The organism is Micromonospora profundi, from assembly GCF_011927785.1.
GTDB classification, from domain to species: domain Bacteria; phylum Actinomycetota; class Actinomycetes; order Mycobacteriales; family Micromonosporaceae; genus Micromonospora; species Micromonospora profundi.
On the sequence record NZ_JAATJK010000001.1, the window covers coordinates 1,296,910 to 1,322,467 of the forward strand.

The following is a 25,558-nucleotide window of genomic DNA, read 5'->3' on the forward strand; positions in this document are numbered from 1 at the left end:
GTGCGCACGGCAGTCGGCGGGCCTGCCTTCTCTTCCCAAGATCCGCGCGCTTTCGGTGAAGTTGCTGCCTCGCGACGCGGTGAGGCAGCAACTTCGCCGAAGTTGCGCGGATCTTGGGGACACGCAGGGGCAGGGGGCGGCGCAGGGCGTCGGCGGGCGGGGGAGGCGCAGGGCGGAGGCGCGGGGTGGCGGCGGGCGGTCAGGGGATCGGGAAGAGGCGGGCGTGCAGGGCGGCCGGGTCGGTCACTTCGGCCAGGTCGCGGGCGGCCAGCCACGCCGCCGCGGCGGCGCCGTCGCCGGCGGTGCGTAGCGGCGCGTCCGGCCAACGTCGAGCGACCTCGGCGCGGACGGCCGTGCCGAGCGGGGTGTCCCCGGTGAGCAGACCGCCGCCGAGCACGACGGGTGTCGTGGCCCCGGCCGGGCGGATCCGTCCGACGCTGGCCGCCAGGTGCGCGGCGGCCTCGGCGATCAGTGCGTTCGCCACGGGCTCGCCAGCGGTGGCGGCGGTGACGACAAGCGGGGCGAGTCGGGCCAGCTCGACGGGGGGTCGTCGGGTGACGGCCTGGATGGTGGCGTCCACTGTGTCCCGTGGGCGGGCGGCGATGTCGGCGCTGCCCATCAGTTCGATGAGCACCGCTGTGGTCAGCTCACCGGGGGTACGGCCGGTGTCCAGGTCGGCGAGGAGCCGGCGGACGGCTTCGCGGCCGAGCCAGAAGCCCGATCCTGCGTCGCCGAGCAGCCAGCCGTGGCCGTCGGCGACGCGGTCCAGCCGCAGGTCGCGGACCTGGGCGGTGATGGCCCCGGTGCCGGCGATGAGCACCGTTCCGTCGGGGTCGGCGGTGCCGGAGGCGTACGCGACGAGGGCGTCGCCGTGCACGGCGTACGGGCAGCGGAGGCCTGCGTCGTGCCAGGCCCTGTCGAAGGCGGCCCGGCCGGCGGGGTCGGCGTGCAGGCGGGCGGCTCCGGCGAGCCCGATGGTGCCGGCGGCGACCCGGGCCGGGTCGGTGCCGGCGAGCGCCCCGCGTAGCGCGGTCAGCAGTTCGGTGGCGGCCTGTTCGGCACCGTGGCTTGTGGGGTTTCCACCGCCGGCGCGGCCGGTGCCGAGGCGTTCACCGGTGAGGGTCAGGGCGGTCGCCCGGGTGGACGTACCGCCGATGTCGAGCCCGATCACGACGGTGTCGGACATCGGCACGGCCTCCTTGCGTTGCGCGGTGTCGGGGCCTGTTCATGCTGGTCGGCGCCGTCGCCCGGGGCAAGACCCGGCGAGTGCGCCAGGTAACAGTTTGAAAACTTCGCCCACGGTCTTGACACAGAGGGCCCTTCAGTAAGAACTTTTACCACTAACAGTTAACAGTCTTTTCGAAAAGGTGAGGCGTCGATGAGTGAACACGAGGTGGACACCACCGCGGGGACCGCGGTGGTCGATGCCGACGTGTTCGACAGGCGCGGCACGCTCGGGTCCGCCTCGGACGGGGTGCTGGCCCGGGTCCGCAGCGGCCTCGGCGAGCTGACCGGCGCGCTGCGCCGTGTCGCCGAGCACGTGCTGAGCGACCCGGAGGCTGCCGCCCGATCCACGATCGTGGAGCTCGCCGAGCGCAGCGGCACCTCGCCGGCCACCATCACCCGCTTCTGCCGGGCAATGGGCTTCGAGGGCTACGCGGACTTGCGACTCGGCATCGCCTCCGAAACCGGCCGGGCCCGCTCCGCCGGTTGGACCGTCGACATCGGCCGGGAGATCCAGCCGGGCGACCCCCTCGCGCGGGTCCTCGACCAGATCATGGCCGCCGACACCCGGGCCATGCACGACACCGCCGCGCTGCTCGACCTCGTCGAGGTGGAACGGGCGGCGGTGGCGATCGCCGGCGCCAACCGGGTGAACATCTTCGGCGCCAGCGGCAGCGCGCTGGTCGGCGAGGAGATGCAGTTCAGCCTGCACCGCATCGGCGTGGCCGCGTGGGCCTGGAACGACGTGCACGAGGGCCTGGCAAGCGCGGCGCTGCTGCGTACCGGCGACGTGGCGCTGGGCATCTCCCACACCGGGCAGACGCGGGAGACCATCGAGATGCTGGCCGAGGCCGGCAGCCGGGGCGCCACCACCCTCGCCCTCACCGGCTTCCCCCGCTCACCACTTGCCGAACTGGCCGACATCGTGCTGCTCACCGCCAGCCAGGCCACCACCTTCCGGCCGGACGCGCTCTCCGCCCGCCACCCCCAGTTGGTGGTGCTCGACCTGCTCTACATCGCCGTTGCCCAGCGCACCCACGACCGCGCCCACGCGGCCTTCCGGCGTACCGCGCAGGCCGTCGACGGGCACAAGGCCGCGAAGGGAGCCACTTCATGATCAGTGCCCAGGGGTACGCGGACGCGGTCCGCCCGGTGCTCGACAGGCTGCTCGACTCCGAGGCGGACGGGATCACCCGGGCCGCCGACCTGATCGCCGACAGCCTGCGCGCCGGTGGTGTGCTCCAGGCGTTCGGTGCCGGGCACTCCGAGGGGTTCGCCGCCGAACTGGTCGCCCGGGCCGGCGGGCTGGTCCCCACCAACCGACTCTCGGTACGGGACCTGGTGGTGCACGGCGACGCCCCGCGCGACGTGCTCGCCGACCCCAAGCTGGAGCGCGACCCCTGCATCGCCCACCAGATCTACGACCTCGCGGCACCTCAGCCGCGTGACGTGTTCGTGGTGGCGTCCCAGTCCGGCATCAACGGCTCGGTCGTCGAGCTGGCCGCGCTGGTCACCGAGCGCGGTCACCCGTTGATCGCAGTCACCTCCGTCGAGCACACCGCACGGGTCGCCCCACGGCACCCGTCCGGTCACCGACTCGCCGACCTCGCCGACGTCGTACTGGACAACGGCGCGCCGTACGGCGATGCACTGCTGCCGCTCGAGGGCGGCGGCGCGGTCTGTGCGGTCTCCTCGGTCACCACGGCGCTGCTGGCGCAGCTGCTGACCGCGGAGGTCGTACGACGGTTCCACCAGGCCGGGGAGGTACCCCCTATCTACCTCTCCGCCAACGTCCCCGGTGGGGACGAGCACAACCTCGCCCTCGAGTCGCGGTACGCCGGGCGTCTCCGGCGCACCGCCTGACCCGAAATTCCACAAGGAGAGACGACGATGTCGATTACCCCCGAGCACCCGGCAGCACTCGACCGTCGCACTGTGCTGCGTCGCGCCGCCGCCGTGGGCATGCTCGCCACTCCGGCCATCGGCCTGCTCAGCGCCTGCGCCACAAGCGGCGGCGACGAGAAGAACGAGCAGGCCGCCGAGGGCACCAAGAGCGCCACCAACCCGCTGGGCGTCAAGGAGGACGCCCCGATCGAGGTGATCATCTTCAACGGTGGGTACGGCGAGAAGTACGCCACCGACGTGCACGAGCCGCTGTACAAGAAGGCGTTCCCCAAGGCGGAGGTCAAGCACCAGGCCACGCAGGCCGTCTCCACTGTGCTCCAGCCGCGCTTCGCGTCCGGCAACCCGCCGGAGTTCGTGAACAACTCGGGCGAGAAGCTGATGGACTTCGGCGCGCTTGTCGCCGACGGCCAGCTCCAGGACCTCACCGAGCTGTGGGACGCCCCGTCGGTCGACGATCCGGCCAAGAAGGTCCGCGACACGGTGGTGCCCGGCACCGTCGAGGCGGGCTCGTTCAACGGCAAGCCGTACGTCCTGTACTACGTCTCCACCGTCTTCGGCATCTGGTACTCCGGCAAGCTCTTCAAGGACAACGGCTGGACGCCGGCCAAGACCTGGGACGACTTCATCGCCCTGCTCACCGCCATCAAGTCCAAGGGCATCACGCCCTACGGGTACGCCGGGTCGAACGCGGCCTACTACCAGTGGAACGTGATCCTCACCCAGGCCGCCAAGATCGGCGGTACGGACGTACTCAAGAACATCGACAACCTGGAGGACGGCGCCTGGAAGCAGGACGCCGTCAAGCAGGCCGCCGCCGCGTGGGCCGAGGTCGGCGCGAAGTTCAGCGACAAGAGCTTCGAGGGGCTCAAGCACACCGACGTGCAGCTGCGGCAGAACCAGTACAAGGTTGCCCTGTACCCCAGCGGTGACTGGCTGGAGGGCGAGCAGAAGCAGGACACCCCGCCCGGCTTCGACTACCAGCTCATGCCGGTGCCGAGCCTGACCGCGTCGGACAAGATGCCGGCCACCGCCCTGCGGGCCACCGCAGGCGAAGGCTACTTCGTCTCGGCGAAGAGCAAGAACCCCAAGGGCGGCCTGGAGTACATGCGCCAGATGCTGTCCACTGCGGGCGCGAAGGGCTTCACCGAGGTGGTAAAGGCTCCGACGGTTGTCACCGCCGGCTCGGAGGGCTTCGCCTTCCCGCCCGGTGTGGCCAGCTCGCAGGCCGCGCTCAAGGCGGCCGGTCAGGACGTGTTCAACCTGTACTTCGACGGCTGGTACAAGGAGCTCGACACGGAGGCGCGGACCGCCACCAACGAGCTGATGTTCGGCCGGATCAACGCCGACGCCTTCGTGGAGCGCATCCAGAAGAAGGCCGACGCGATCAAGAAGGACAGCTCCGTCGCCAAGTTCAAGCGCTGATCGATCGGAGCTAGGGTCATGCGGCACGGCAAGTATCCATTCGTGATCGGGTTCCTGTTCGCCCCGGTCACGCTGTACGTGGTCTTCGTCATCGCGCCGTACGCGCAGGCGTTCCAGATCTCGATGACCAACTGGCGGGGGCTGTCGGCCCCGCAGTGGGTGGGCTTCGACAACTATCGGAGGCTGCTCGACGACGGCAGCTTCCTGAAGGCGGTCCAACACCACGGCGTACTGCTGCTTGCCCTGCCGCTGATCACCATCGCCATCGCGCTGTTCTTCTCCTTCCTGCTCAACGTGGGTGGCAGGAGCAGTGGCGGCCAACGCCAGGGGGTCTGGGGGTCGAAGTTCTACCGGGTGGTGTTCTTCTTCCCCCAGGTCCTGGCGGTGGCCATCATCGCGGTGCTGTTCCAGATGGTGTACCGGCCCAACGAGTCCGGCCTGATCAACGGCGTACTCATGAAGTTCGGCATGGAACCGATCCTGTTCCTGGTCCAGCCGAACCTGGCCCTCTGGTCGATCATCGCGGTGCTGGTGTGGCAGGCAGTCGGCTTCTACGTGGTGCTCTTCTCGGCCGGGATGGCCTCCATCCCGGGCGAGATCTACGAAGCCGCCGAGATGGACGGCGCGACAAAGGTGACGCTGTTCTTCCGGGTCACCCTGCCGCTGCTCTGGGACACCCTCCAGGTGGCCTGGGTCTACCTGGGCATCGCGGCGTTCGACGCGTTCGCCATCGTCGCAGTGCTCTCGGTGGACAGCGGCGGCCCGGACGGCGCCACCACCGTCCTGGCCATGGAGATCTACCGCAACGCGTTCGTCTACTCGAAGTACGGCTACGCCTCCGCCATGGGCGTGGCGCTGTTCTTCCTCACCATCACGTTCGCGGCGCTGACGCTGCGGCTCACCAAGCGGGAAAGCGTGGAGTACTGATGAACCCGCAGTCGACGCTGCCGCCCACACCTGCGGCGCTACCGCCGAAGACCGGCGACCCGGACGCGACCGGCCGGCGGGGCAAGGGCCCACGCTCGGAGGTACGGCTCCTGGCCGGTATGGGGCACATCGCGCTCGCCGTCTGGGCGGTCATCGTGATCGTGCCGATCCTCTGGACGTTCCTCGCCGCGTTCAAGAACACCAGCGAGATCTTCAGCAGCCCGTGGACGCTCCCCGCGGAGCTGCGCTGGGAGAACTTCGGTCGGGCCTGGACCAAGGCCAACGTCGGCCGCTACTTCCTCAACAGCGTCATCGTCGTCGGCTTCAGCACGTTCGGCACCATGCTGCTCGGCTCGATGGCGGCGTACGTGCTGGCCCGGTACAAGTTCTGGGGCAACCGGGCCATCTACTACCTGTTCGTGTCCGGGTTGGCGTTCCCGGTCTTCCTGGCCCTGGTGCCGCTCTTCTTCGTGGTGCGCAACCTGGGTCTGCTGGACACCCACACCGGCGTGGTGCTCGTCTACATCGCCTACTCGCTGCCGTTCACCGTGTTCTTCCTGGCCGCGTTCTTCAAGACGCTGCCGTCGTCGGTCGCCGAGGCCGGCATGATCGACGGCTGCGGGCACACCAGGCTGTTCTTCCAGGTGATGATGCCGATGGCGAAGCCCGGCCTGATCAGCGTGGCGATCTTCAACATCATCGGTCAGTGGGCGCAGTACCAACTTCCCCTGGTGCTGCTGTCCAACGCCAAGGACAAGTGGGTGCTCACCCAGGGCATCGCCGATATCTCGGTCAACGCCGGCTACGAGGCGGACTGGTCCGGGCTGTTCGCCGCGCTGACAATCGCCATCCTCCCGATGATCATCGTGTACGCGGTGTTCCAGCGCCAGATCCAGGCCGGCCTCACCTCCGGTGCGGTGAAGTAGTAAAGGCGCCGCGAAGTAAGGAAGGGCACCTTATTAACGCCTGGTGTATAGGAAGGGCCCCTTGTTAACACCGTGCACAGACGAGGTGTTAACAAGGGGCCCTTCCTTTCACCTCGGGGGCTGGCGCTCCTCGGCCCGGGTGTGCCAGGAGTGCCAGAGCGCCGCGTACGCCCCGCCGGCCGCGACCAGGTCGTCGTGACTGCCGATCTCGGTGATCCGACCGTCGGCGAGTACGGCGACCCGGTCGGCGTCGTGCGCGGTGTTGAGCCGGTGCGCGATCGCGATGACGGTCCGCCCGACGAGCACGGCTGCCAACGCCCGTTCGGTACGCCGGGCGGTGGTCGGGTCCAGTGCGGCGGTCGCCTCGTCCAGGATCAGCGTGTGCGGATCGGCGAGCACCAACCGGGCCAGCGCCAACTGCTGCGCCTCTGCCGCGCCGAGTTGCCGGGCACCGTCGCCGAGCGCCGTGTCCAGCCCTTCAGGCAGGTCGGCGTACCAGTCGGCGCCGACAGTGACCAGCGCGGCGCGCATCTGCTCGTCGGACGCGTCGGGTGCGGCGAAGGCGAGGTTGTCGCGCACCGAGCCGATGAACACGTGGTGCTCCTGGGTGACCAGGGCGATCCGGCGACGCCGCTCGGCCGGGTCAAGCTCGGTGACGGGGCAACCGCCGATGCTGACCACACCTTGCCGGGGTGCGTCGATCCCGGCCAGCAGCCGGGCCAGCGTCGACTTGCCGGCCCCTGACGGACCGACAACTGCCAGCCGCTCACCCGGCTGCACCTGAAGGTCGATGCCGTGCAGCACGTCCTGCCCGTCGGTGTAGGAGAACCGCGCGCCCCGCACGACGAGCCGCTCACCCCGCGACGCGGCAGCCCTGCCGGGCGGCTCCGGCGGGACCATGCCGACACCGAGCACCCTGGCGTACGACGCGAAGCCGCGCTGCGCCTGCTCCGTCCACTGCAACAGCCGGTCCAACGGCTCGATCGCCTGTTGCAGATAGAGGGCGGCGGCGACCACCGCGCCGAGCGTGACAGCGTCCCGGAAGAGCAGGAAGCCCCCGACGAGCAGGACCAGGGCGACCGGCAGCGGATAGCTCGCCTCCACCACCGAGAAGAACACCGTACGTAGCGCGAGTGTGGCCCGTCGGGCCGACCACAACCGGGCGATGCGTGTGCTGCCGTGACTGATCCGCTCGTCGGACAGCCGGAGCGCCTCGACAGTGCGCGCGCCCTCGGCGGTGGTGGTCAGGGTCTCGGTCAGCTCGGCCGAGGCCGCGCCCTCGGCGAGGTACGCGGGGGCGGCCCGGCGCAGGTACCAGCGGGTCACCGCCACGATCGACGGCAACCCGGCCAGCGCGGCCAGCCCGAGCAGCGGGTGCAGCAGGAACACCGCCCCGTACAGCAACGTCAGTTGGACCGTCGCGATGACGATTGTGGGCACCACGTCGCGCACTGTGGTGCCGACCGTCGCCACGTCGACCGAGCTGCGGGTCGCCAGATCCCCGGAGCCGGCGCGCTCGACCACCGAGACGGGCAGCCCGAGCGTCCTGTTGACGAACTCCTCGCGCAGTTCGGCGACGGCCCGCTCGCCGAACCGGTGACCGGCGTACTGGGCGTAGCGGGAGAGCAGCGCGCTCACCAGGACGCAGCCGGTGATGGCCAGCGCCAGCCGGTCCACGGTGGCCACGCCCGCGCCCGCGGTGACCCGGTCGACGATGGTGCCCAGCAGCCAGGGCGGGGCGAGTCCGGCGACGGCGGCGGCACTGTGCAGCGCCAGCACGATCCCGACGGCGCGGCGGTGACGGCTGATCATGTCCCGCAGGGCACTGCGTACGGTGCCGCGGTCGGCCACCGGCAGCCGGCTCACCGGTACGCCTCCTCGGTGTCGGCGGGCTTGTCGAGGTCGGGGTCGTCGCTGCCCCGGGCCACCAGGTGTCGATAGTCGACATCCCGGTCGAGCAGGTCGGCGTGGCTGCCGGTGGCGGTGATCCGGCCGCCGCTCAGGTGCGCGACAAGATCGGCGCGACCGAGCAGCAGTGGCGACGTGGCGATCAGCACTGTGGTCCGTCCTGCCCGCGCGGCACGAAGCCGCTCGGCGATCCGCGCCTCGGTGTGCGCGTCCACCGCCGACGTCGGGTCGACGAGGATCAGCACCTCCGGCTCGACGAGCAGCGCCCGGGCAAGGCGTACCCGCTGGCGCTGGCCCCCGGAGAGCGTCCGGCCCCGGGCGTCGATCGGGGTGTCCAGCCCGGCGGGCAGGGCGTCGACGACGTCCTCGGCTGAGGCGACCCACAGCGCCGCGTTCGTCCGGTCGTCGTCGGCGTCGGCGGTGTGCAGGATGTCCCGCAGGGTTCCGGCGAAGAGGTAGGACTCGTGGTCGGCCACCAGGATCCGGGCCCGGACCTCGTCCAGGGCGATCCCGGTCAGCGGCACGCCGCCCCAGGTGGTCTCGCTGACGACGTAGCGGCCGAGCCGGTCGGCCAGCGCGACGGCCGCTGCAGGATCGTCCGCCGCCACACCGGTCAGCCGGCCCGCGCGCACTGTCAGCCCGGTCACCGGGTCGTACAGGTCGGCGGGCCCGGCCGGCGCGGCCAGCACGCCGGGCCAGCGTGCGTCGGGCACGCTGGCGGGCTGGCGTGCGTCGGGCACGGTGTCGGGTCGGCGTGCGTCGGGCACGGTGCCCGGCTGGCGCCGGCCGGGGCCGCCGACATCGTCGGGGGTCAGCCTGAGCAGGGCGACGATCCGCCGGGCGGCGACCCGGCCCCGGATCAGCTGGTAACTGCCCTCCATCAGGAACCAGACCGGCACGATCAGGGTCGCCACGTAGCCGTAGACGGCGACCAGCTCACCGACCGTGACGTCACCGTTCACCGTCATCCGGGCTGTCAGCCACACCACCGCCGCCAGGAACAATCCGGGGATGGCGACGGTGGCCGCGTCGATCCAACTGTTTACCGCGCCGACCCGGTATCCCTCGGCGCGCAGGTTCTGCGACCTTGCCGCGTACCGCCGCGCGAACAGGTCCCGGCCGCCCACCCCGGCGAGCACGCGCAGCCCGGCCACGATGTCGCCGGATCGGGCGGTGAGGGCGCCCTGCTGCTTGCGGTAGACCGACTCGGCCCGCTCCAGGCGGCGCAGCAGCGGCCCGACGACCAGCCCGACCACCGGCACGCCCACCAGCACGCAGAGCGCGAGCAGCGGGGAGATCGACCAGAGCAGCACGGCGATGACGGCGTACCCGACGACCGCGCCGACACCCGGCCCGGTCAGCGTCAGCACCTGCGCCGACCAGTCGATGTCGGAGCCGCCGATGGTGGCCACCTCGCCGGCGGCCACCCGGCGCGGTAGCGCCGCGCCGATGCGCGACACCTGGCGCGACACGACAGCCGCCGAGCGGGCCTTGGCGTCCTCCCGGATGAACGTCATGGTGCGGTGCCGCATGATGCCCAGGTACGACAGCCCGACCCCCGCGACGACGATCGCCACGACCCAGAGGGCCAGGGCGCGGATGTCGCGTGCGCGCAGCCCGTCGTCGACAGCACGGGCGATCAGGTACGGCCGCAGCGACAGCGCGACCATCCAGGCCGTACCCAGGAGGCTCCCGCGAAGCACGCGCCCGGGCTGGCGCCGGACCAGCCACCACAGGTAGCGCATCGGCCCCCTCGTGTCCGGAATGCCGGGCTCGGGATGGGGGATCTGTGGGGGCACCTGGTCACGCTACCGAGCCTTCACGCCATTCACCGACCCGTTTTCGCCTGCGTCGGCCCGCTTCCGTAGGGTGGGCTCGGTCGATGTCGGACGGGCGAGGCAGAATCACATCCGTGCTGGTGGCGGTGGTGTCCGATGAGCGCGGTGGGGGCGACCTGCGCCCTCTTGACGCTGCTGGCCGGCCCACCGGCCCGGCCGAGACCGTCGCCGACCTGGCCGCCGCGGTGGCCGCGCGGGAGGCCGCCGACCGCCCGCGCTGGGTCTGGCCGACCGCCAGCACCATCTATCCGGCGCTGCTGCGGGCCGGGGTGCGCGTCGACCGCTGTCACGACGTGGAGCTGACCGAGGCGCTGCTGCTCGGCCATGCCGGCCTCTGGGGTGAGCCACGTTCCCTCGCCGCCGCCTGGGCGCGGCTCACCGGCGCGCAGGTCCCGCCGGATCCGCCGCCGCGCCCGGTCGCGCCGCCCGGGCACGGCCAGGTGGCGCTCTTCGACACTCTGCCCGGCCCGCCGGGGCCGGGCATCGACGCCCTGATCCAGGTGTACGCCGACCAGCTCGCCCGTGTCGCCGACACCGAACATCCGGGCCGGTTCCGGCTGTTGGTGGCCGCCGAGTCGGCCGGAGCGCTCATCGCTGTGGAGATGGGTGTCGCAGGGCTGCCCTGGCGGGCTGAGGTGCATGACGCGGTCCTCGGCGAGTTGCTGGGCGAGCCGTCCCCGGTGGGAGGTCCGCCGCGCCGGCTCGCCGAGTTGGCCACCCAGATCGCGGACGCGCTCGGCGTCCGGCAGTTGCACGCCGATTCGCCGGCCGAACTGCTGAAGGCGTTCGCCCGGGCAGGGGTGGAGCTGCCGAACACGCGGGCGTGGGTGCTGCGCGGGGTGGACCACCCGGCGGTGCCACTGGTGCTGGAATACAAGGAGCTCTACCGGATCTGGACGGCGCACGGCTGGTCCTGGCGTGAGCAGTGGGTGCGCGACGGGCGGTTCCAGCCGGAGTACGTGCCGGGCGGGGTGGTCTCCGGCCGCTGGGCCACCCGAGGCGGGGGCGCGTTGCAACTTCCCAAGGTGATCCGCCGGTCGGTGGTGGCCGATCCGGGTTGGCGTCTGGTGGTCGCCGACGCCGGCCAGTTGGAGCCCCGGGTGCTGGCGGCGGTCTCCGGCGACGCGCGGCTCGCGGCGGCGGGCGGTGCCGGCGACCTTTACGCCGCGCTGGCCCGGGACTCGTTCGCCGGTGACCGGGATCGGGCCAAGCTGGCGATGCTGGGCGCGATGTACGGGCAGACCGGCGGGGCGGCGTTGCCGGCGTTGGCGGTGCTGAAACGCAGCTACCCGACGGCGTTCGCCTACGTGGAGGCGGCGGCGCGCACCGGTGAGGCCGGTGGGTTGGTGCGCTCCTGGCTGGGGCGGACGTGTCCGCCCGGCTCGTTCGGGTTGGGTGACCCGGACGACGGTCCGGTCGACCCGGACGGCGCGGCCGACCGCCAGAGCCCGCGGGCGCGCGCCGCGCGGTCGCGGGGGCGGTTCACCCGCAACTTCGTCATCCAGGCCACCGCTGCGGAGTGGGCGTCCACACTGCTTGCCACGTTGCGCACCGCGCTGGTCGGCACCGACGCCGAGCTGGTCTTCTTCCAGCACGACGAGGTGATCGTGCATGCTCCGGCGGAGCAGGCCGAGGCGGTCGCGGCCGCGGTGGAGCGCAGTGGCGAGCGGGCCACCGCGCTGCTGTTCGGCGAGACTCCGGTGCGGTTTCCGCTGGATCTGTCCATCGTCGACTGCTACGCCGACGCGGCCTGACCGGTCGCCCGGCCCGCTTCAGGTGATGCCGGACGTGTAACGGTTGCGCTATTTCTCCTTTTCGCCCCGCCACCCTCGCCCCGCCGTCCTCGTTGCAGTGTCCGTAGGAGGGGCCGGCCGGTCACGGTCGGTCCCGTGCTTGAGGGGGCGCAGCTGAACCGGATCGCAGGAATGATCATCGCCGCCGGTGGTGGCCGCCGTATCGGCGGTCCCGAGGCGCTGCTGCACCAGGGGGAGAAGCCTCTGGTCAACCAGATGATCGACACGATGACCGAGGCGGGCTGCGAGCAGATCGTGGTCGTACTGGGTGCCGCCGCCGAGCAGGTCCGACAGACCGCCGACCTCGACAAAGCCACCGTAGTGATCAACAAGGCGTGGGGCACCGGGGTCGGCTCGTCCATCCGGGCCGGCCTGGCAGCCATGGACGACGAGGGGATCGAGGCGGTGGTGGTGGTCCCGGTCGACATGCCGGGCCTGACAGCCGCAGCGGTCCGCCGGGTGGCCGCGCTGCCGTACCCGGACGTGCTGGTCTGCGCCACCTACGACGGACTGCGCGGCTATCCGATGCTGTTCGGCCGTCGGCACTGGCCTGGCATCGCCACTCTGGCCAGCGCCGACGTGGGCGCCCGGCCGTACCTCCTGGCGCACAAGGACCAGATCGTCGACATCGCCTGTGACTCGGTCGCCGACGGCAGCCGCGTCGACACCCCGGAGCTGATGGCGCTCTACGGTCTCACCGTCCCGCCGCAGCGGGTGGGCGTCTAGTCAGCTGGCCCGGCGGCCCGGCAGCCGGCCACAGGCGCGCCGCCGGCCGCCCTCCCGGGCAGTCGGCGGCGCGTCGTGGTGCGGTTACTCCGAAGCCTGGTCCAGCTCGCCGGTGGCGGCGAGTCGCTGGTACCAGTGGGCGCTGTCCTTCCAGATGCGCTCCTGGGTGTCGTAGTCGACCCGGATGATCCCGAAGCGACGGTCGTAGCCGTAACCCCACTCGAAGTTGTCCAGCAGCGACCAGACGAAGTAGCCCCGGACGTCCGCGCCCTGCGCGCGGGCGTCGGCCACCGCGCCGATGTGGCGGCGCAGGTAGTCGACGCGCCGCTCGTCGTGGATTCGGCCGTCGGCCGAGACGACGTCCTCGAACGCCGCGCCGTTCTCGGTGATCATCAGGGGCTGGCTCGGGTACTCCCGGTGCAGCCGCAGCAGCAGCCCGGTCAGCGCCGCCGGGTCGATGTTCCACCCCATCGCCGTGTACGGGCCGGGCTGCGGCAGGAAGTCGACGTTGTCGGCGCCGACCCACGGTGAGTGCGCCGAGGCGCCGTGACCGTCGGCGTCCGAGCGGGCCGAATGCCCGTCCCAGGCGCGGACCAGCGTGCTGGAGTAGTAGTTGACACCCAGGACGTCCAGTGGCACGGCGATCACCTTCTCGTCGCCCTCCCGCACGAACGACCAGTCGGTGACACTCGCGGTGTCGGTCAGCAGATCCACCGGGTACGCGCCGGTGAGCATCGGGCCGAGGAACGCCCCGTTGGCAAGCGCGTCGATGCGCCGCGCCGCGTCCGCGTCCGCCGCCGAGTCCGACTCCGGCCGGACCACGTGCAGGTTGAGCGTCACCGACAGTTCGGCGCTCGGGGCCAACGCCCGGACCACGCGGCCGGCGAGGCCGTGGGCGAGGTTCAGGTGGTGCACCGCCGCCAGCGCTGCCGCCGGTTCGGTACGCCCCGGCGCGTGCACGCCGGACGCGTAGCCCAGGTACGCCGAGCACCACGGCTCGTTGAGCGTCGTCCAGGTGTGCACCCGGTCGCCGAGCGCGGCGACGATCCCCGACGCGTACTCCTCGAAGCGAAGCGCGGTGTCCCGCACCGGCCAGCCGCCGGCGTCCTCCAACTCCTGCGGCAGGTCCCAGTGGTACATGGTGGCGACCGGGCGGACGCCACGCTCCAGCAGCCCGTCGACCAGGCGGGAGTAGAAGTCCAGGCCGGCCTGGTTGAACCGCCCGGAACCGCCCGGCTGCACCCGCGGCCAGGAGATCGAGAAACGGTACGCGCCCAGACCCAGCTCGGCGATGTGGTCGAGGTCCTGCGGCCAGCGGTGGTAGTGGTCGGCTGCCACGTCACCGGTGTCGCCGTTGAGCGTCCGCCCCGGGGTGTGGCTGTAGGTGTCCCAGATGGACGGGCCACGGCCGTCCTCCGTCGCGGCGCCCTCGATCTGGTACGCCGCCGTCGCAGAACCCCAGAGGAAACTCTCCGGGAAGCTACGTTCTGTCATCGCCCCACCACCTCCGCGCCAGCCACCACACAGTCGTATCCCGACGAGGTGCCCGCCACCAACTCGGCGGTGGCCACCCCGTCACGGAAACTCACGTCGAACTCCGCGCCGGGCCCGTCCCCGGGCGCCGGGATCCGCACCCGCTGGCGTTGCCCCGGCGCCGGTGCGTAGAGCCGCAACTGCACGCCGTCCGCCCATTCGTAGTCCGGCCGGTCGGAGCGTGCCCCGAACGGGATGACCGCGCCCGGCCGTGCGAGCACCGGCACGCTGTCGAACTCGTGCTTCTCGGTGACCCACGCCGGGCCGGTGACCTGCGCGCCGGTGACAAGGTGCGTCCAGGTGCCGGCGGGCACATAGTAGGTGACCTGACCGTCGGCGCTGAGCACCGGTGCGACGAGCACGTCGGAGCCGAGCATGTACTGGCGGTCCAGCTGTGCCGTGGCCGGGTCGTCCGGGAACTCCACGACCATCGGACGCATCATCGGGATCCCGTCGCGGTGCGCTTCCTGCGCGGCGGCGGCGAGGTACGGCATCAGGCTGAGCTTGAGCCGGGTGAAGTGCCGCAGCACCTCGACGGCCTCCTCGTCGTACGCCCACGGCACCCGGTACGAGCCGGAGCCGTGCAGCCGGGAGTGCGAGGAGAGCAGCCCGAAGGCGATCCACCTCTTGAACACCGCCGGGTCGGGGGTGCCCTCGAACCCGCCGATGTCATGACTCCAGTAGCCGAAGCCCGACGCGGCCAGGGACAGTCCGCCGCGAAGCGACTCCGCCATCGCCACGAACGTCGACTCGCAGTCGCCACCCCAGTGCACGGGGAACTGCTGCCCGCCGGTGGTCGCCGAGCGGGCGAACAGCACGGCCTCGCCCTTGCCGCGCTCGGCCTCCAGCAGCTCGAAGACGGCCTTGTTGTAGAGGTAGGAGTAGTAGTTGTGCATCCGCTGCGGGTCCGAACCGTCGTGCCACACCACGTCGGTCGGGATGCGCTCACCGAAGTCGGTCTTGAAACAGTCGACGCCCATGTCCAGCAGGACCTTGAGTTTGCCGGTGAACCAGCGGACCGCGTCCGGGTTGGTGAAGTCGACAAGGGCCATGCCGGCCTGCCACTTGTCCCACTGCCACACCGACCCGTCAGGGTTGCGGACCAGGTAGCCGGCCTGCCGTCCCTCCTCGAAGAGGTACGACCGCTGCGCGATGTACGGGTTGATCCAGACGCACACCTTCAGGTCACGCTCGTGCAGCCGGCGCAGCATCCCCTCCGGGTCGGGGAACATCGCCGGGTCCCAGACGAAGTCGACCCAGTGGAACTGGCGCATCCAGAAGCAGTCGAAGTGGAACACCGACAGCGGCAGGTCACGCTCGGCCATCCCGTCGACGAACTCGGTGACGGTCTTCTCCTCGTACGAGGTGGTGAACGACGTCGACAGCCACAGCCCGTACGACCAGGCGGGAACCTTGGCCGGTCGGCCGGTCAGCGCCGTGTAGCGGCGCAGCACGTCCTTCGGGGTGGGCCCGTCGATGACGTAGTAGGTGAGGGACTGGCCCTCGACGCTGAACTGTGTCTGCGCGACGACCTCCGAGCCGACCTCGAACGACACGTGCTCCGGGTGGTCCACGAAGACCCCGTAGCCGGCGCTGCTGAGATAGAACGGCACGTTCTTGTACGCCTGCTCGCTGGCCGTGCCACCGTCGGCGTTCCAGATGTCGACGGTCTGACCGTTCTTCACGAACGGGCCGAACCGCTCGCCCAGCCCGTACACCGTCTCGCCGACGCCCAGCGCGAGACGGTCGTGCACGTACCGGCGGCCCTCGCCGTCGGTCACGATGCCGACGCTACGCGCGGTGGACGCGGTGACCAGGCGGTCGCCGTGCAGGAACTCGACCCGCCAGCCGTCGACGAGCGCGACCCGGGCGGTCAACTCGCCGGTCGTGAGCGAGGCGGTGATCCCGGTGATGTCGACGGCGACCGGGAACCCGTCGTCGGTGGTCAGCCCGAAGTGCGGCTCGCGGGGCAGCCCGCCGCTGTGGTGGCCGATGGTCACCCCGACGATGCCGGCAGCGGGGGAGAAGAACCGGACCGTGACCACCGGCCGGTTGAGGGTGTCGCCCCGACCGGTGATCTGACCGGACGGCGCGAAGACGGTGAAACCGCGCTCGTCCGGCTCCACCGATTCGACTGTGCCGGGGCGCAGGACACTGACCCCCGGGCGCAGTTGCCAGTACCCGTCGGTGAACTTCACTTCTCGGCTCCTGCCGTGATGCCGCGCGCCAGAGTGCGCTGGAAGATGAGGAAGAAGAGGATGGCCGGCACCAGGCTGATCAACGCGCCCGCGTTCGTCGTCGGGGCGTCCATCAGCCGGTCGCCCTGCAACGACGCGATCGCGACCGGGATGGTCTGCGTCTGGTTGTCGATGAGCATGACCAGCGGGATGAGGAACTCGTTCCAGGTCCAGATGAAGAAGAAGATGAGCAGCACCGCGAGGGTGGGCCGCAGGTTGGGGAAGACCACCCGCCAGAGCACCGTCCACTTGCCGGCGCCGTCGAGCGCTGCGGCCTCCAGCAGGGAACGCGGGAACGTGCTCATCACCGAGGCGAGCAGGTACGTGCCGAACGCGCTCTGGATGACGGTGAAGATGATGATCACCGCGAGCCGCGTGTTGTAGAGCCCGACCTCTTTCGCCACGTAGTACAGCGGGTAGATCAGCGCCTCCTGCGGAAGCATGTTCGCCAGCAGGAAGAGCCCCACGATCCAGAGCCGGCCCCGAACCCGGCCGATGCCCAGGGCGTACGCGTTGAGCAGCGAGACGGCGACGCCGAGCACCGCCACGGACCCGGCGATGAGCGCCGAGTTCCACAGCTTCAGCGGAAAGTTGACCTCGGTCCAGTACGTCCGCAGGCCCGTCGTGTAGAACTCGCTCGGCCAGCTCAGCGGCCCGCTCGACGAGTAGTCGCCTGGCGACTTGAACGCGTTGAGCAGCATGAACGCGAACGGCACGAGCATGACGAGCGCGGCGAGCGTGACAAGCACGAGCACGATCCACCGGCCGGCGCCGCGATGGTGCCTGTCGCGTACCGGGCGGCGCGGCGCTACCGGCGCGGGTGTCGGAGTGAGCGTGACGGACATGTCAGAACCCCCGGTCCCGGCGCTCGCTGCGAGCCTGCATCCAGATGAAGACCACAGCCACCACCACGATGATCAATGTGAGCACTGTCGAGATCGCGGAGCCGTAGCCGACCTGGAGCTTCTTGAAGAACGTGTAGTAGGCGAAGTAGGACGGCACGTTCGTGGCGTTCTCGGGGCCGCCCCGGGTCAGGGCGAAGATCGGCCCGAACACCTTCAACGCGGCGATGGTGCAGGTCAGCGCCACCACGAACGTCTCCGGCCGGATCTGCGGCAGGGTGATCGCCCGGAACCGGTGCAGCCAGTTCGCGCCGTCGACCTCGGCCGCCTCGTACAACTCGGGGTCGACCCGCTGCAGCGCCGCCATGAAGACGACCACCGGGTAGCCGATCTGCACCCAGATCATCACCGCCATCACGCTGGGCAGGGCGGTGCCCGGGTCACCGAGCCAGTCGTGGCGCAGCGCGCCGAGCCCGACCGCGTCGAGCAGGCTGTTGAACGCGCCGTCGGGACGCAGGATCCAGCCCCAGACGATGCCGGCCACCACGACGGGCAGCACCTGCGGCAGGTAGAACGCGGCCCGGAGGGCGGCGGCGGTGCGGGGCTTGAACCGGCGGCCGATGATGTCGAAGAGCACCGAGGCGAGCAGCAACCCGAGCACTGTCGGCGCCACCACCATGGCCACGAGCATCGCCACCGTGTTGCGGAACGACGCCCAGAACACCTCGTCGTGCAGCAGTTGCCGGTAGTTGTCCAGCCCGATGAAGGTGGGGTCACCGACCCCTGACCACTTGGTCAGTGACAGGTAACCGGTGCCGACCAGCGGCGCGCCGATGACCAGGACGAACAGGACCGCTCCGGGGAGCAGGTAGAGCCAGTACGCCGCATTTCGGCCGCGGGGTGCGCGGCGGGGTGCGGGAGGGGTCGGTGTCGCGGCCGGGGCGGCGACGGTCTCGGAGACTGCCATGGAAGATCCTTCCCGGTGGGGCGGGCGGACGCGCCGGTTGCGCCGGCCGCGCCCGCCGCCCGCCGCATCACTTGCCGGTGATCTCCTTGACGCCATCGGCGTACGGCTTGGCGATCGTGTCGAGCACCTGGTCGGGAGACTTCGACCCGTTGATCAGGCCCTGGAAGCCGCCGACCAACACGTCGTAGTAGCCGGGCACCGGCCAGTCCGGGTAGAACGCCAGGCCGTCCTGCTTGCTGACGGTGTTGAAGTCCTCGATGAGCTTGCGGTCCTTCGCGTCGGTGATCTTCGCGGGGTCACCGGCCACCGGTACGCCACCGTTGTTGCCGATGAGGTCCTGGATCTCCGGGCGCAGTGTGATGTCGATGAAGTCGTACGCCAGGCTCTTGGCCTTGCTCGACGTCGGGACGACCCAGAGGTTGCCGGACGAGCCGGCCTGCAGGGTGTTGCCCGGGAAGAGGAACGTGTCCCAGTTGGCCTTCATCTCGGCCTTGAACCGGCCGTACCACCAGCTGCCCGAGACGATCATCGGGGTCTTGCCGCCGATGAACGCGGTGCCCATGTCCTCGGCCTTGAGGCTCGCGGAGTTCTTGGCGACGTAGCCCTTCTTCACCCAGTCGGCGAAGGTGTCCGCGCCGTACTTCAGCGGGTCGGCCTTGAAGTCGACGGGGTTCTTGTAGAGCTGGTAGTTGTCGACGAACTGCCTGTCGGCCTTGGCCAGCGCCAGCTGGTAGAAGAGCTGCCCGGCCGGGTATTCGGCACCGGCCATGCCCAGCGGGGTGACGCCCTTGGCGACGAAGGTGTCCATTGCGGCGGTCATCTCGGCGAGGGTGGTGGGCACCTGCACGCCGTTCTGCTGGAACAGGTCCTTGTTGTAGTAGACAGTGACGTACTCGCCGTAGTTCGGCACACCGAACCAGTTACCCGAGCCCATCACGCCCTTGTCGCTGTAGCGGGCGGTGGTCTGCAGGCTGGTGCTGAGCTTGTCGGCCCAGCCGCGCTTCTCGGCCTCGGCGGTCAGGTCGGTGAGCAGACCCTGCGAGGAGAGCAGCCCGGCCGTGGCGTTGCCCTTGTTGTACTCCATGATGTCCGGGCCCTCGGACGAGTTGACGATCATCCCGGCGTTCTGCTGGATCTGCTCGAACGCCTTGCGCTCGAAGCGCACCTCGACGCCCGGATGCTCCGTCTTGAAGATCTCGATCGCCCGGTCCCAGGCGACCCCCATGGCGCTGTTGGCGCTCTCGTAGTGCCACAGCTTCAGGGTCTTGGCCCCGCTGTCGTCCCCGCTGTCACCACCGCCGCAGGCGGCCACGGTGGTCGTCGCGGTCGCCGCCAGGGCGATCGCGGCGACGATCCGACGGATTCGCTGCATTGCTATCCTCCTCGTTGAGTATCGAGCCCGGTATCTCACTGGGCCCGTCGTCGCGTTGCAGCGCGGCGGCGGGCCGTTTTAGCTGGTCAGTCCCCTCGTCGGGGTGGTTCGGAAATGGCAGGCCGCCGCTGGGCCGTCGATCCGCGGATCTCCAGCGCGCACGGCAGCAGTTGCTGGTGGCGTTCGTTGCCCGGCCCGTCCAGGTGCCGCACCAACGCCTCGATCGCGATCCGGCCCAGGGCCGATCCGGGCGACGTCATGGCGGTCAGCGCCGGGGTGGCCAGCTCGGCGACCTGCGGCGAGGTGACCAGCGAGACGACCGAGACGTCGTCGGGCACCGACAGCCCGCGACCGGTCAACTCCCCGAGGATGCCGAAGATCGCGGTCTCGTTCATGGCCAGCACCGCGGACAGCTCCGGCGTCCGCGCGAACGCGGCGGCAAGGGCTGCCCGGCCGCCGGCGGCGCTGTCCTCGGCGGGGATCATCACCGGGTCCAGGCCGTAGTCGGTCATCGCCGCCACGAACGCGTCCCGGGTACGCAGCGCGGGGCCGTAACCGCTGGCCAAGGTGGCGGCCGAGTGGTTGACGTACACGATGTGCCGGTGCCCCAGGCCGACCAGGTGCTCGACGGCCTCCCGCACGGTCTGCTCGAAGTCGATGTCGACGTAGGAGAGCGCGTCGGCGTCGCCGGTGCGGCCGATCAGCACCAGCGGCACGCCGGCCTCCTGGAGCACTGTGACCCGCTCGTCGGCGAGCTGCACCTCCATCAGCACGACGCCGTCGAGCATCCGTTGGGTGGCCAGCCGCCGTAGGTCGTCGAGGTCACCGCCGCCGCCGATCGGGGAGAGCATCAGGTGGTAGCCGGCGACGCTTGCCGCGGCGGCAGCCCCGGTGACGAACGCGGTCTCGGTCGCACCCAGGCCGCGCTCGTCCATGGGCATCAGCAGGCCGAGGATCCGGCTGCGTCGACTGGCCAGGCCACGGGCCATCGCGTTGGGCTGGTAGTCGAGCTCGGCCATCGCCGCGAGGACCTTGTCCCGGGTCGCCTGCGAGATCGGCCGGGTGCCGGTGAGCACGTACGACACGGTGCTTACCGACACCTGCGCGAGGCGGGCGACGTCGTGCATGGTGGCCACCGCGTACCTCCTTCGGCCCGGTGGGGGAGTCACCCCGAGGTGAGCGTCGAAGCGTTTCGACTAAGCGTTTCGACAGACGCTAGGGCACCTGTTACGGCGTCGTCAATAGCCGATGTCGAAATGAAGTCGGAGTACTCCGGCGGTCCGGGCCCGCGCCCTTCGCCGGCGCCGATCCGCGCCCTTCACTGGCGCGGCGACCCGCCCTGCTGACGGCGGCGGTCTGGCCCGGCCGACCGCCCGGGGGCGGCGGCGGTGATGACGACGGTCGCGGTGATGGCCGCGGTCGGGCCGCTTATATCTCGATGTTGAACCGTTGCAGCACCGACGGGGCGATCAGGCCGGCGGTGGCGAGCGCCGACACCACCGTGAGTACGGTGCGCAGCACGACCACCTCGGTCTTGCTGCCGGTGCGCAGCGCGATGCTGTTCGGCAGGCCGATCATCGTCCACATCCGACGTTTGATCGGGATCGGCCACAGGATCGGCACCCCGGCTCTGGTGATCATGTCGCCGAGGATGTGCACGAAGCAGCCCACCCCCACGGCCGTGCCGATCAGCGGATAGCCCCGCCCGCCGGGCAGGTTGGCGAAGGTGAACCAGGCCGCGCCGGCCGACGCGAGGGTCACGATCACCCAGCCTGCCCGCTCGGCCCACCTGTCGAAGAGCCCTCGCAGGGCGAGGCCGAACATGAAGAACAGGATCGTGATCACCGCCCACTTGCCGTACGCGGCGCAGAGCGCGGTGGTGCCCCAGCCGACAAGCAGCGTGAACGGGATGGTGTGGGTCAGCGTCCGGTGCCCGTTGTTGCGGCGTGGATCCTTGCTGAGTTTCGTCGCGTAGTAGACCCCGAGGGAGATCTTCTCCATGACCTCGGCGACGAAGAGGGAGAAGACCCCGAAGGTGCGGGCCACTGTGGCGCCGCCCTGGTTGCGGGTCACCTTGCCGGACAGGTCGAGGTCGGGAAAGAGCGCCCCGCCCGCGCACACCGCGGTGCCCACTGCCAACGCGAGTGGTGACTGCTGGTAGTCGGCGAACTGGTCCAGCGCCCAGGACCCGGCCAGCCATACCGCCGCGCCGGACAGCGCGTGCGACGGTCCCATCATCTCGGCTCACCCTCCCCAGGGATCTTGAGCGCCAAAACTACGCCACTGTAGTCAGCGGCCGCGCCCCAGGGGCATCAGCCAAACCGTCTACAACGGACGGTGTCAGAGGGTGGGTGTGAAGCTCTGCCGGATCATCACGAAGTATGCCGCGTTGACCTGCCAGTCGAACTCTTTTGTCAACCACGAGACGGTGAACGCCTGCCCGGCAGAGGTGTTGGCGAGCAGCCGGATGCTGTGCACCCGCTCCCCGGCGGCGTTCTCCCAACTGCACTCCCAGAGCGCGGCGCCGTCGAAGAAATCAAGCCCCGAGATGTCCACCTTCCGGTAGCCAGGAAGTGCCGCGCCAGCGACGAGCCGGGTCTCCTCGGCCTTCCAGTGCGCCACCGGGTCGGCCCGTCGCGGCCCGACCTCGACGCTGAGAACCCGGGCCCCGCTGGGCTCCCGGAAGCAGGTCACCGCCTCCTCGGTCCAGTGCGCCCAGCCCACCGGCGCCGCGATCCGGAAGCCGGCGGGGTCGTCGTGCCAGGTCCAGCCGGTCCGCAGCCGGTAGCGTGAGTCGGCCGGCGGGGACATCGACGGCACCGGCGTGGCCACGGGTGGCGGGGGCGTCGCGCAGGCGAACGCCGCCGGTCGGGCGGCGGTCGCGCCGCCGCCGACGCCGGACGGTGTCGCCCGCTGGTCGTGGCGGCTCATCAGCACCGCCGTGACGCCTCCGGCGACCAGCAGCGCCACAGCGGTGACCGCCCCAGCCGCAGCGATCAACCGCCCGCGCCGTACGGCCCGGCGGCCCGCCGACCGGGCGGGCGGCACGGGCGGCTCGACCGGCTGCGCCGGGGACAGGTCGGCCGGCTGCGCCGGGGACAGGTCGACGGGCAGCTCAGCGGGAGGCGACGTCGACCGGCCGGCGTGACGCAGCGCCGCCACCGCCGCCGAGCGGGCCGGTCCGGCGGGCTGGTCGTGGGCCGCAACAGCAGCGGCGCGCAGCAGTGGCTCGGCCTCGGCAGCTGTCAACCGCCGCCACGGGTCGCGCTGCAACAGCCCGGTGAGCACCGGACGCAGCGGCCCGGCGCGGCGCATCGGGTCCGGCGGTTCGACGGCCAGCGCGCTGAGCGTTGCCATCGCGCTGGACCGGGCGTACGGGGACTGCCCCTCGACCGTCGCGTAGAGCGTCGCGCCCAGCGACCACAGGTCGGTACGCGGATCGGAGACACCTTCGCGGGCCCGCTCCGGGGCGACGAACTGCGGTGAGCCGAGCACAGTGCCCGGGCCGGTCATCGTCCCGTCGCCGCCGTCGAACGTCGCCAACCCGAAGTCGGTGAGCACCACCCTCCCATCGTCGGCGACGAGCACGTTGTGCGGCTTCACGTCACGGTGCAGTACGCCGGCGGTGTGCGCGGCCCGCAACGCGGCGAGCACCGCCAACCCGATCCGGGCCGTACGTTGCGGGCTCAGTGGGCCCTCGGCGCTGAGGATCTGTTGCACCGATCGGGACGGCACGTACTCCATCACGATCCACGGGCTGTCCCGGTCGTGCACGACGTCGTAGATGCGCACCACGTTGGGGTGGTTGAGCCGGGCGGCCGTACGCGCCTCGCGCAGCGTCCGGAACCGGAGTTCGGCGCGGTCGGGCTCGGCCAGCCAGGACGGCGGCACGACCTCCTTCACCGCGACGTCGCGGTGCAACATCTCGTCGCGAGCCAACCAGACCCGGCCCATCCCGCCGGTGCCGACCAGGTCGAGCAGCCGGTACCGACCCGCGATCAGCAACTGCTGCACGGTCGCTCCCCCTCGGTCACCCCGAGTTACACGATAACCACCGATGCGGGTTTTCTCATCCGCTGAGCGGCCTCGATCCACGACGGACAGAGGGGTCAACCACGGCCGTACGGCGCAGGTCAGGGGGGTGGTCGGAAACTACTTCGGATCACCGGCCAGTCGGCATCGGCGGCCGTCCAGTCCTCGTCGTGGGTGATCCAGCCAAGCGTCCAGCGCCCGCCCCCGACGACGTCCTGCCGCGCGTGCAGCACTCCGCCGTGCGGTGTCCGCCATCGGGACTCCCACTCCGCGCCCGCGCCGGTGTCGGCGAGGCGCACCTCGTCGTACCCCACGAGAGCGCCGGCCGCGGCGGCCGCGTCCCGGAGCGCGCGCAGCCGGGTCAGCGGGTCGGGCGCGCCGCCCTCGGTGACGCTGAGGGCCCGGCCGGTCGCCGGGTCCTGGAAGCAGGTCACTGCCCCGTCGCGGGAGTAGCGCCAGGTAGCCGGCACCGAGATCCGGAAACCTGCGGTGTCCGCGTGCCACACCCAGCCGGGTGGAAGTCGCAGCCGCTCGCCCGGCGGCGGCGACCAGGCCGGCACCGGCGTACCGACGATGTCCGGGCGTACGCAGGGAAACGGGGGAGGGGCGATGTTCTGTCCGCCCAGGGGCGGGGCGGGTCGGCCACGGCCGTCGCCGGGCGGCCTGCCCGGCCCGCCACCGTCGTTCGGGCCGTCATCGCCGTACTGCCCGTCCGGGTCGCCGTCAGGCAGTTGATCCGTCGACGCTGTGGGGCGGGCGGCGGTGTCGCTCGGGCCATCGCCGGCGAACGCCAGCGCGGTGCCGATGCCGGCGGCGACCGCCACCAGCAGCGCCGTGCCGACAAGCGCCGCCTGGCGTCCCGTCGGTCGCCGTCCCGATCGGGCGGCTGTCGCCGCCGCGCCGACCGCCACCTCCGCCGACGGCCGACGGTCGGGCCCGCCGTCACCGGCGCTGGGCGAGACCGGGCCGGTGTCGCCCCGATCGCCATCACCCCGGCCGCCATCACCCCGGCCGCCATCACCCCGGCCGGTGGCACCGGAGCCTGCGTCAGCCGGACCGGCGACGCCCGGGCTCCCGGCACCCGAGCTGTCGGCCGGCGCTGCGGCGTCGCTGGTCGCGGCGGCGTCGAGCAACCGGTGGGCCTCGTCGTGGCCGAGGCGCCGCCGTGGATCGCGGCACAGCAGTCCGGCGAGCACCGGCGCGAGCGGCCCGGCGTGCGGGGCCGGGTCCGGCGGGCCGGCGGCCAACGCGCTGAGGGTGGCCATCGCGGTGCTGCGGGCGTACGGGGAGCGGCCCTCCACAGCGGTGTGCAGGGTGGCGCCGAGCGACCACAGGTCGGCGGCCACTGAGGACACACCCTCGGCGGCGCGCTCCGGGGCGACGTACTGCGGGGAGCCGAGGACCATCCCGGGACGGGTCATCGCGCCGTCGCCGCCGTCGAAGGTGGCCAGCCCGAAGTCGGTGAGCATCACCCGCCCGTCGTTGGCCATGAGCACGTTCTGCGGTTTGACGTCGCGGTGCAGCACCCCCACCGCGTGCGCGGCCCGCAGCGCGTCGAGCAGGGCAAGGCCGATCCGGGCGGCCCGGATCGGCGCCAACGGCCCCTCGTCGTCGAGGACGTCCTGAAGGGTGCGTGAGGGGACGTACTCCATCACGATCCACGGGCTGCCCTCGACCGGGACGACGTCGTAGAGCCGGACCACGGCGGGGTGGTTGAGTCGGGCCGCGGCGCGGGCCTCCCGCAGGGTGCGCGAGCGCAACTCGGCCCGGTCGTGGTCGGTCAGCCAGTTCGGCGGTACGACCTCCTTGACGGCGACTTCGCGGTGCAGCATCTCGTCGTGGGCTCGCCACACCCGACCCATGCCCCCGCGACCCACCAGGTCGAGCAGCCGGTATCGACCGGCAA

The 25,558-nt window shown here is 71.2% G+C and carries 19 protein-coding genes; 7 read left to right on the forward strand and 12 right to left on the reverse strand.

The genetic code is table 11. The annotated features are described in order from the left end of the window. Positions 1-199: 199 nt before the first annotated feature. The gene (locus tag F4558_RS05775) at positions 200-1,186 is read right to left on the reverse strand and encodes an N-acetylglucosamine kinase (RefSeq protein ID WP_053652579.1); all 987 of its coding nucleotides are present in this window, start codon (positions 1,184-1,186) and stop codon (positions 200-202) included. Positions 1,187-1,378: 192 nt separating this feature from the next. Between F4558_RS05775 and F4558_RS05780 the strand changes: the two genes are divergently transcribed. The 5 genes from F4558_RS05780 to F4558_RS05800 are packed head-to-tail and all read left to right on the forward strand — an operon-like array spanning position 1,379 to position 6,404. Beyond that, positions 1,379-2,341, forward strand: coding sequence for a MurR/RpiR family transcriptional regulator (locus F4558_RS05780; RefSeq protein ID WP_167943381.1), 963 nt, complete (start codon positions 1,379-1,381; stop codon positions 2,339-2,341). After that, on the forward strand, positions 2,338-3,087 hold the full coding sequence (locus tag F4558_RS05785) for a sugar isomerase domain-containing protein (RefSeq protein WP_053652581.1): 750 nt from the start codon (positions 2,338-2,340) through the stop codon (positions 3,085-3,087). The genes F4558_RS05780 and F4558_RS05785 overlap by 4 nt, the downstream gene beginning before the upstream one ends. Positions 3,088-3,114: 27 nt before the next feature. After that, positions 3,115-4,551, forward strand: coding sequence for an N-acetylglucosamine/diacetylchitobiose ABC transporter substrate-binding protein (gene ngcE / locus F4558_RS05790; RefSeq protein ID WP_053652582.1), 1,437 nt, complete (start codon positions 3,115-3,117; stop codon positions 4,549-4,551). A gap of 18 nt (positions 4,552-4,569) precedes the next feature. Next, complete coding sequence (locus tag F4558_RS05795) at positions 4,570-5,478, forward strand: carbohydrate ABC transporter permease (protein ID WP_053652583.1); 909 nt, start codon at positions 4,570-4,572, stop codon at positions 5,476-5,478. Beyond that, complete coding sequence (locus tag F4558_RS05800) at positions 5,478-6,404, forward strand: carbohydrate ABC transporter permease (protein ID WP_167943382.1); 927 nt, start codon at positions 5,478-5,480, stop codon at positions 6,402-6,404. Before F4558_RS05795 ends, F4558_RS05800 begins: the two co-directional genes overlap by 1 nt. A gap of 108 nt (positions 6,405-6,512) precedes the next feature. Here F4558_RS05800 and F4558_RS05805 read toward each other — a convergent pair whose 3' ends face one another. Beyond that, the gene (locus F4558_RS05805) at positions 6,513-8,216 is read right to left on the reverse strand and encodes an ABC transporter ATP-binding protein (RefSeq protein WP_167947253.1); all 1,704 of its coding nucleotides are present in this window, start codon (positions 8,214-8,216) and stop codon (positions 6,513-6,515) included. Between the two features lie 50 nt (positions 8,217-8,266). Beyond that, on the reverse strand, positions 8,267-10,057 hold the full coding sequence (locus F4558_RS05810; RefSeq protein ID WP_209273785.1) for an ABC transporter transmembrane domain-containing protein: 1,791 nt from the start codon (positions 10,055-10,057) through the stop codon (positions 8,267-8,269). Positions 10,058-10,194: 137 nt separating this feature from the next. On the opposite strand from F4558_RS05810, the gene F4558_RS05815 reads away from it, so the two are divergent. Then, positions 10,195-11,904, forward strand: a complete 1,710-nt coding sequence (locus F4558_RS05815) for a bifunctional 3'-5' exonuclease/DNA polymerase (RefSeq protein WP_167943385.1) — start codon at positions 10,195-10,197, stop codon at positions 11,902-11,904. A gap of 171 nt (positions 11,905-12,075) precedes the next feature. After that, positions 12,076-12,669, forward strand: a complete 594-nt coding sequence (locus F4558_RS05820) for a nucleotidyltransferase family protein (protein WP_053652669.1) — start codon at positions 12,076-12,078, stop codon at positions 12,667-12,669. A gap of 84 nt (positions 12,670-12,753) precedes the next feature. Here the strand turns inward: F4558_RS05820 and F4558_RS05825 are convergent, their stop codons facing one another. The 9 genes from F4558_RS05825 to F4558_RS05865 all read right to left on the reverse strand — a co-directional run bounded on the left by F4558_RS05825 (position 12,754) and on the right by F4558_RS05865 (position 25,514). Continuing rightward, positions 12,754-14,163: a GH1 family beta-glucosidase gene (locus F4558_RS05825; RefSeq protein ID WP_053652588.1), complete on the reverse strand. Its 1,410-nt coding sequence runs from the start codon at positions 14,161-14,163 to the stop codon at positions 12,754-12,756. Beyond that, entirely contained in the window at positions 14,160-16,400 is a 2,241-nt protein-coding gene (yicI, locus tag F4558_RS05830) for an alpha-xylosidase (RefSeq protein WP_167943391.1), read from the reverse strand. The genes F4558_RS05825 and yicI overlap by 4 nt, the downstream gene beginning before the upstream one ends. Continuing rightward, positions 16,397-17,284, reverse strand: a complete 888-nt coding sequence (locus F4558_RS05835) for a carbohydrate ABC transporter permease (protein ID WP_167943392.1) — start codon at positions 17,282-17,284, stop codon at positions 16,397-16,399. Before F4558_RS05835 ends, yicI begins: the two co-directional genes overlap by 4 nt. A gap of 1 nt (position 17,285) precedes the next feature. Then, entirely contained in the window at positions 17,286-18,248 is a 963-nt protein-coding gene (locus tag F4558_RS05840) for a carbohydrate ABC transporter permease (RefSeq protein ID WP_053652591.1), read from the reverse strand. 67 nt (positions 18,249-18,315) lie between these two features. After that, a complete protein-coding gene (locus tag F4558_RS05845) occupies positions 18,316-19,620 on the reverse strand; it encodes an ABC transporter substrate-binding protein (RefSeq protein ID WP_053652592.1) in 1,305 nt (434 codons plus the stop codon). A gap of 86 nt (positions 19,621-19,706) precedes the next feature. After that, a complete protein-coding gene (locus tag F4558_RS05850) occupies positions 19,707-20,747 on the reverse strand; it encodes a LacI family DNA-binding transcriptional regulator (protein ID WP_209273788.1) in 1,041 nt (346 codons plus the stop codon). A 301-nt stretch (positions 20,748-21,048) separates the two neighbouring features. After that, a complete protein-coding gene (locus tag F4558_RS05855; protein ID WP_053652594.1) occupies positions 21,049-21,858 on the reverse strand; it encodes a metal-dependent hydrolase in 810 nt (269 codons plus the stop codon). Between the two features lie 102 nt (positions 21,859-21,960). Continuing rightward, on the reverse strand, positions 21,961-23,634 hold the full coding sequence (locus tag F4558_RS05860) for a serine/threonine-protein kinase (RefSeq protein ID WP_167943394.1): 1,674 nt from the start codon (positions 23,632-23,634) through the stop codon (positions 21,961-21,963). Between the two features lie 119 nt (positions 23,635-23,753). Further along, a complete protein-coding gene (locus F4558_RS05865; RefSeq protein ID WP_167947255.1) occupies positions 23,754-25,514 on the reverse strand; it encodes a serine/threonine-protein kinase in 1,761 nt (586 codons plus the stop codon). Positions 25,515-25,558: the final 44 nt, after the last annotated feature.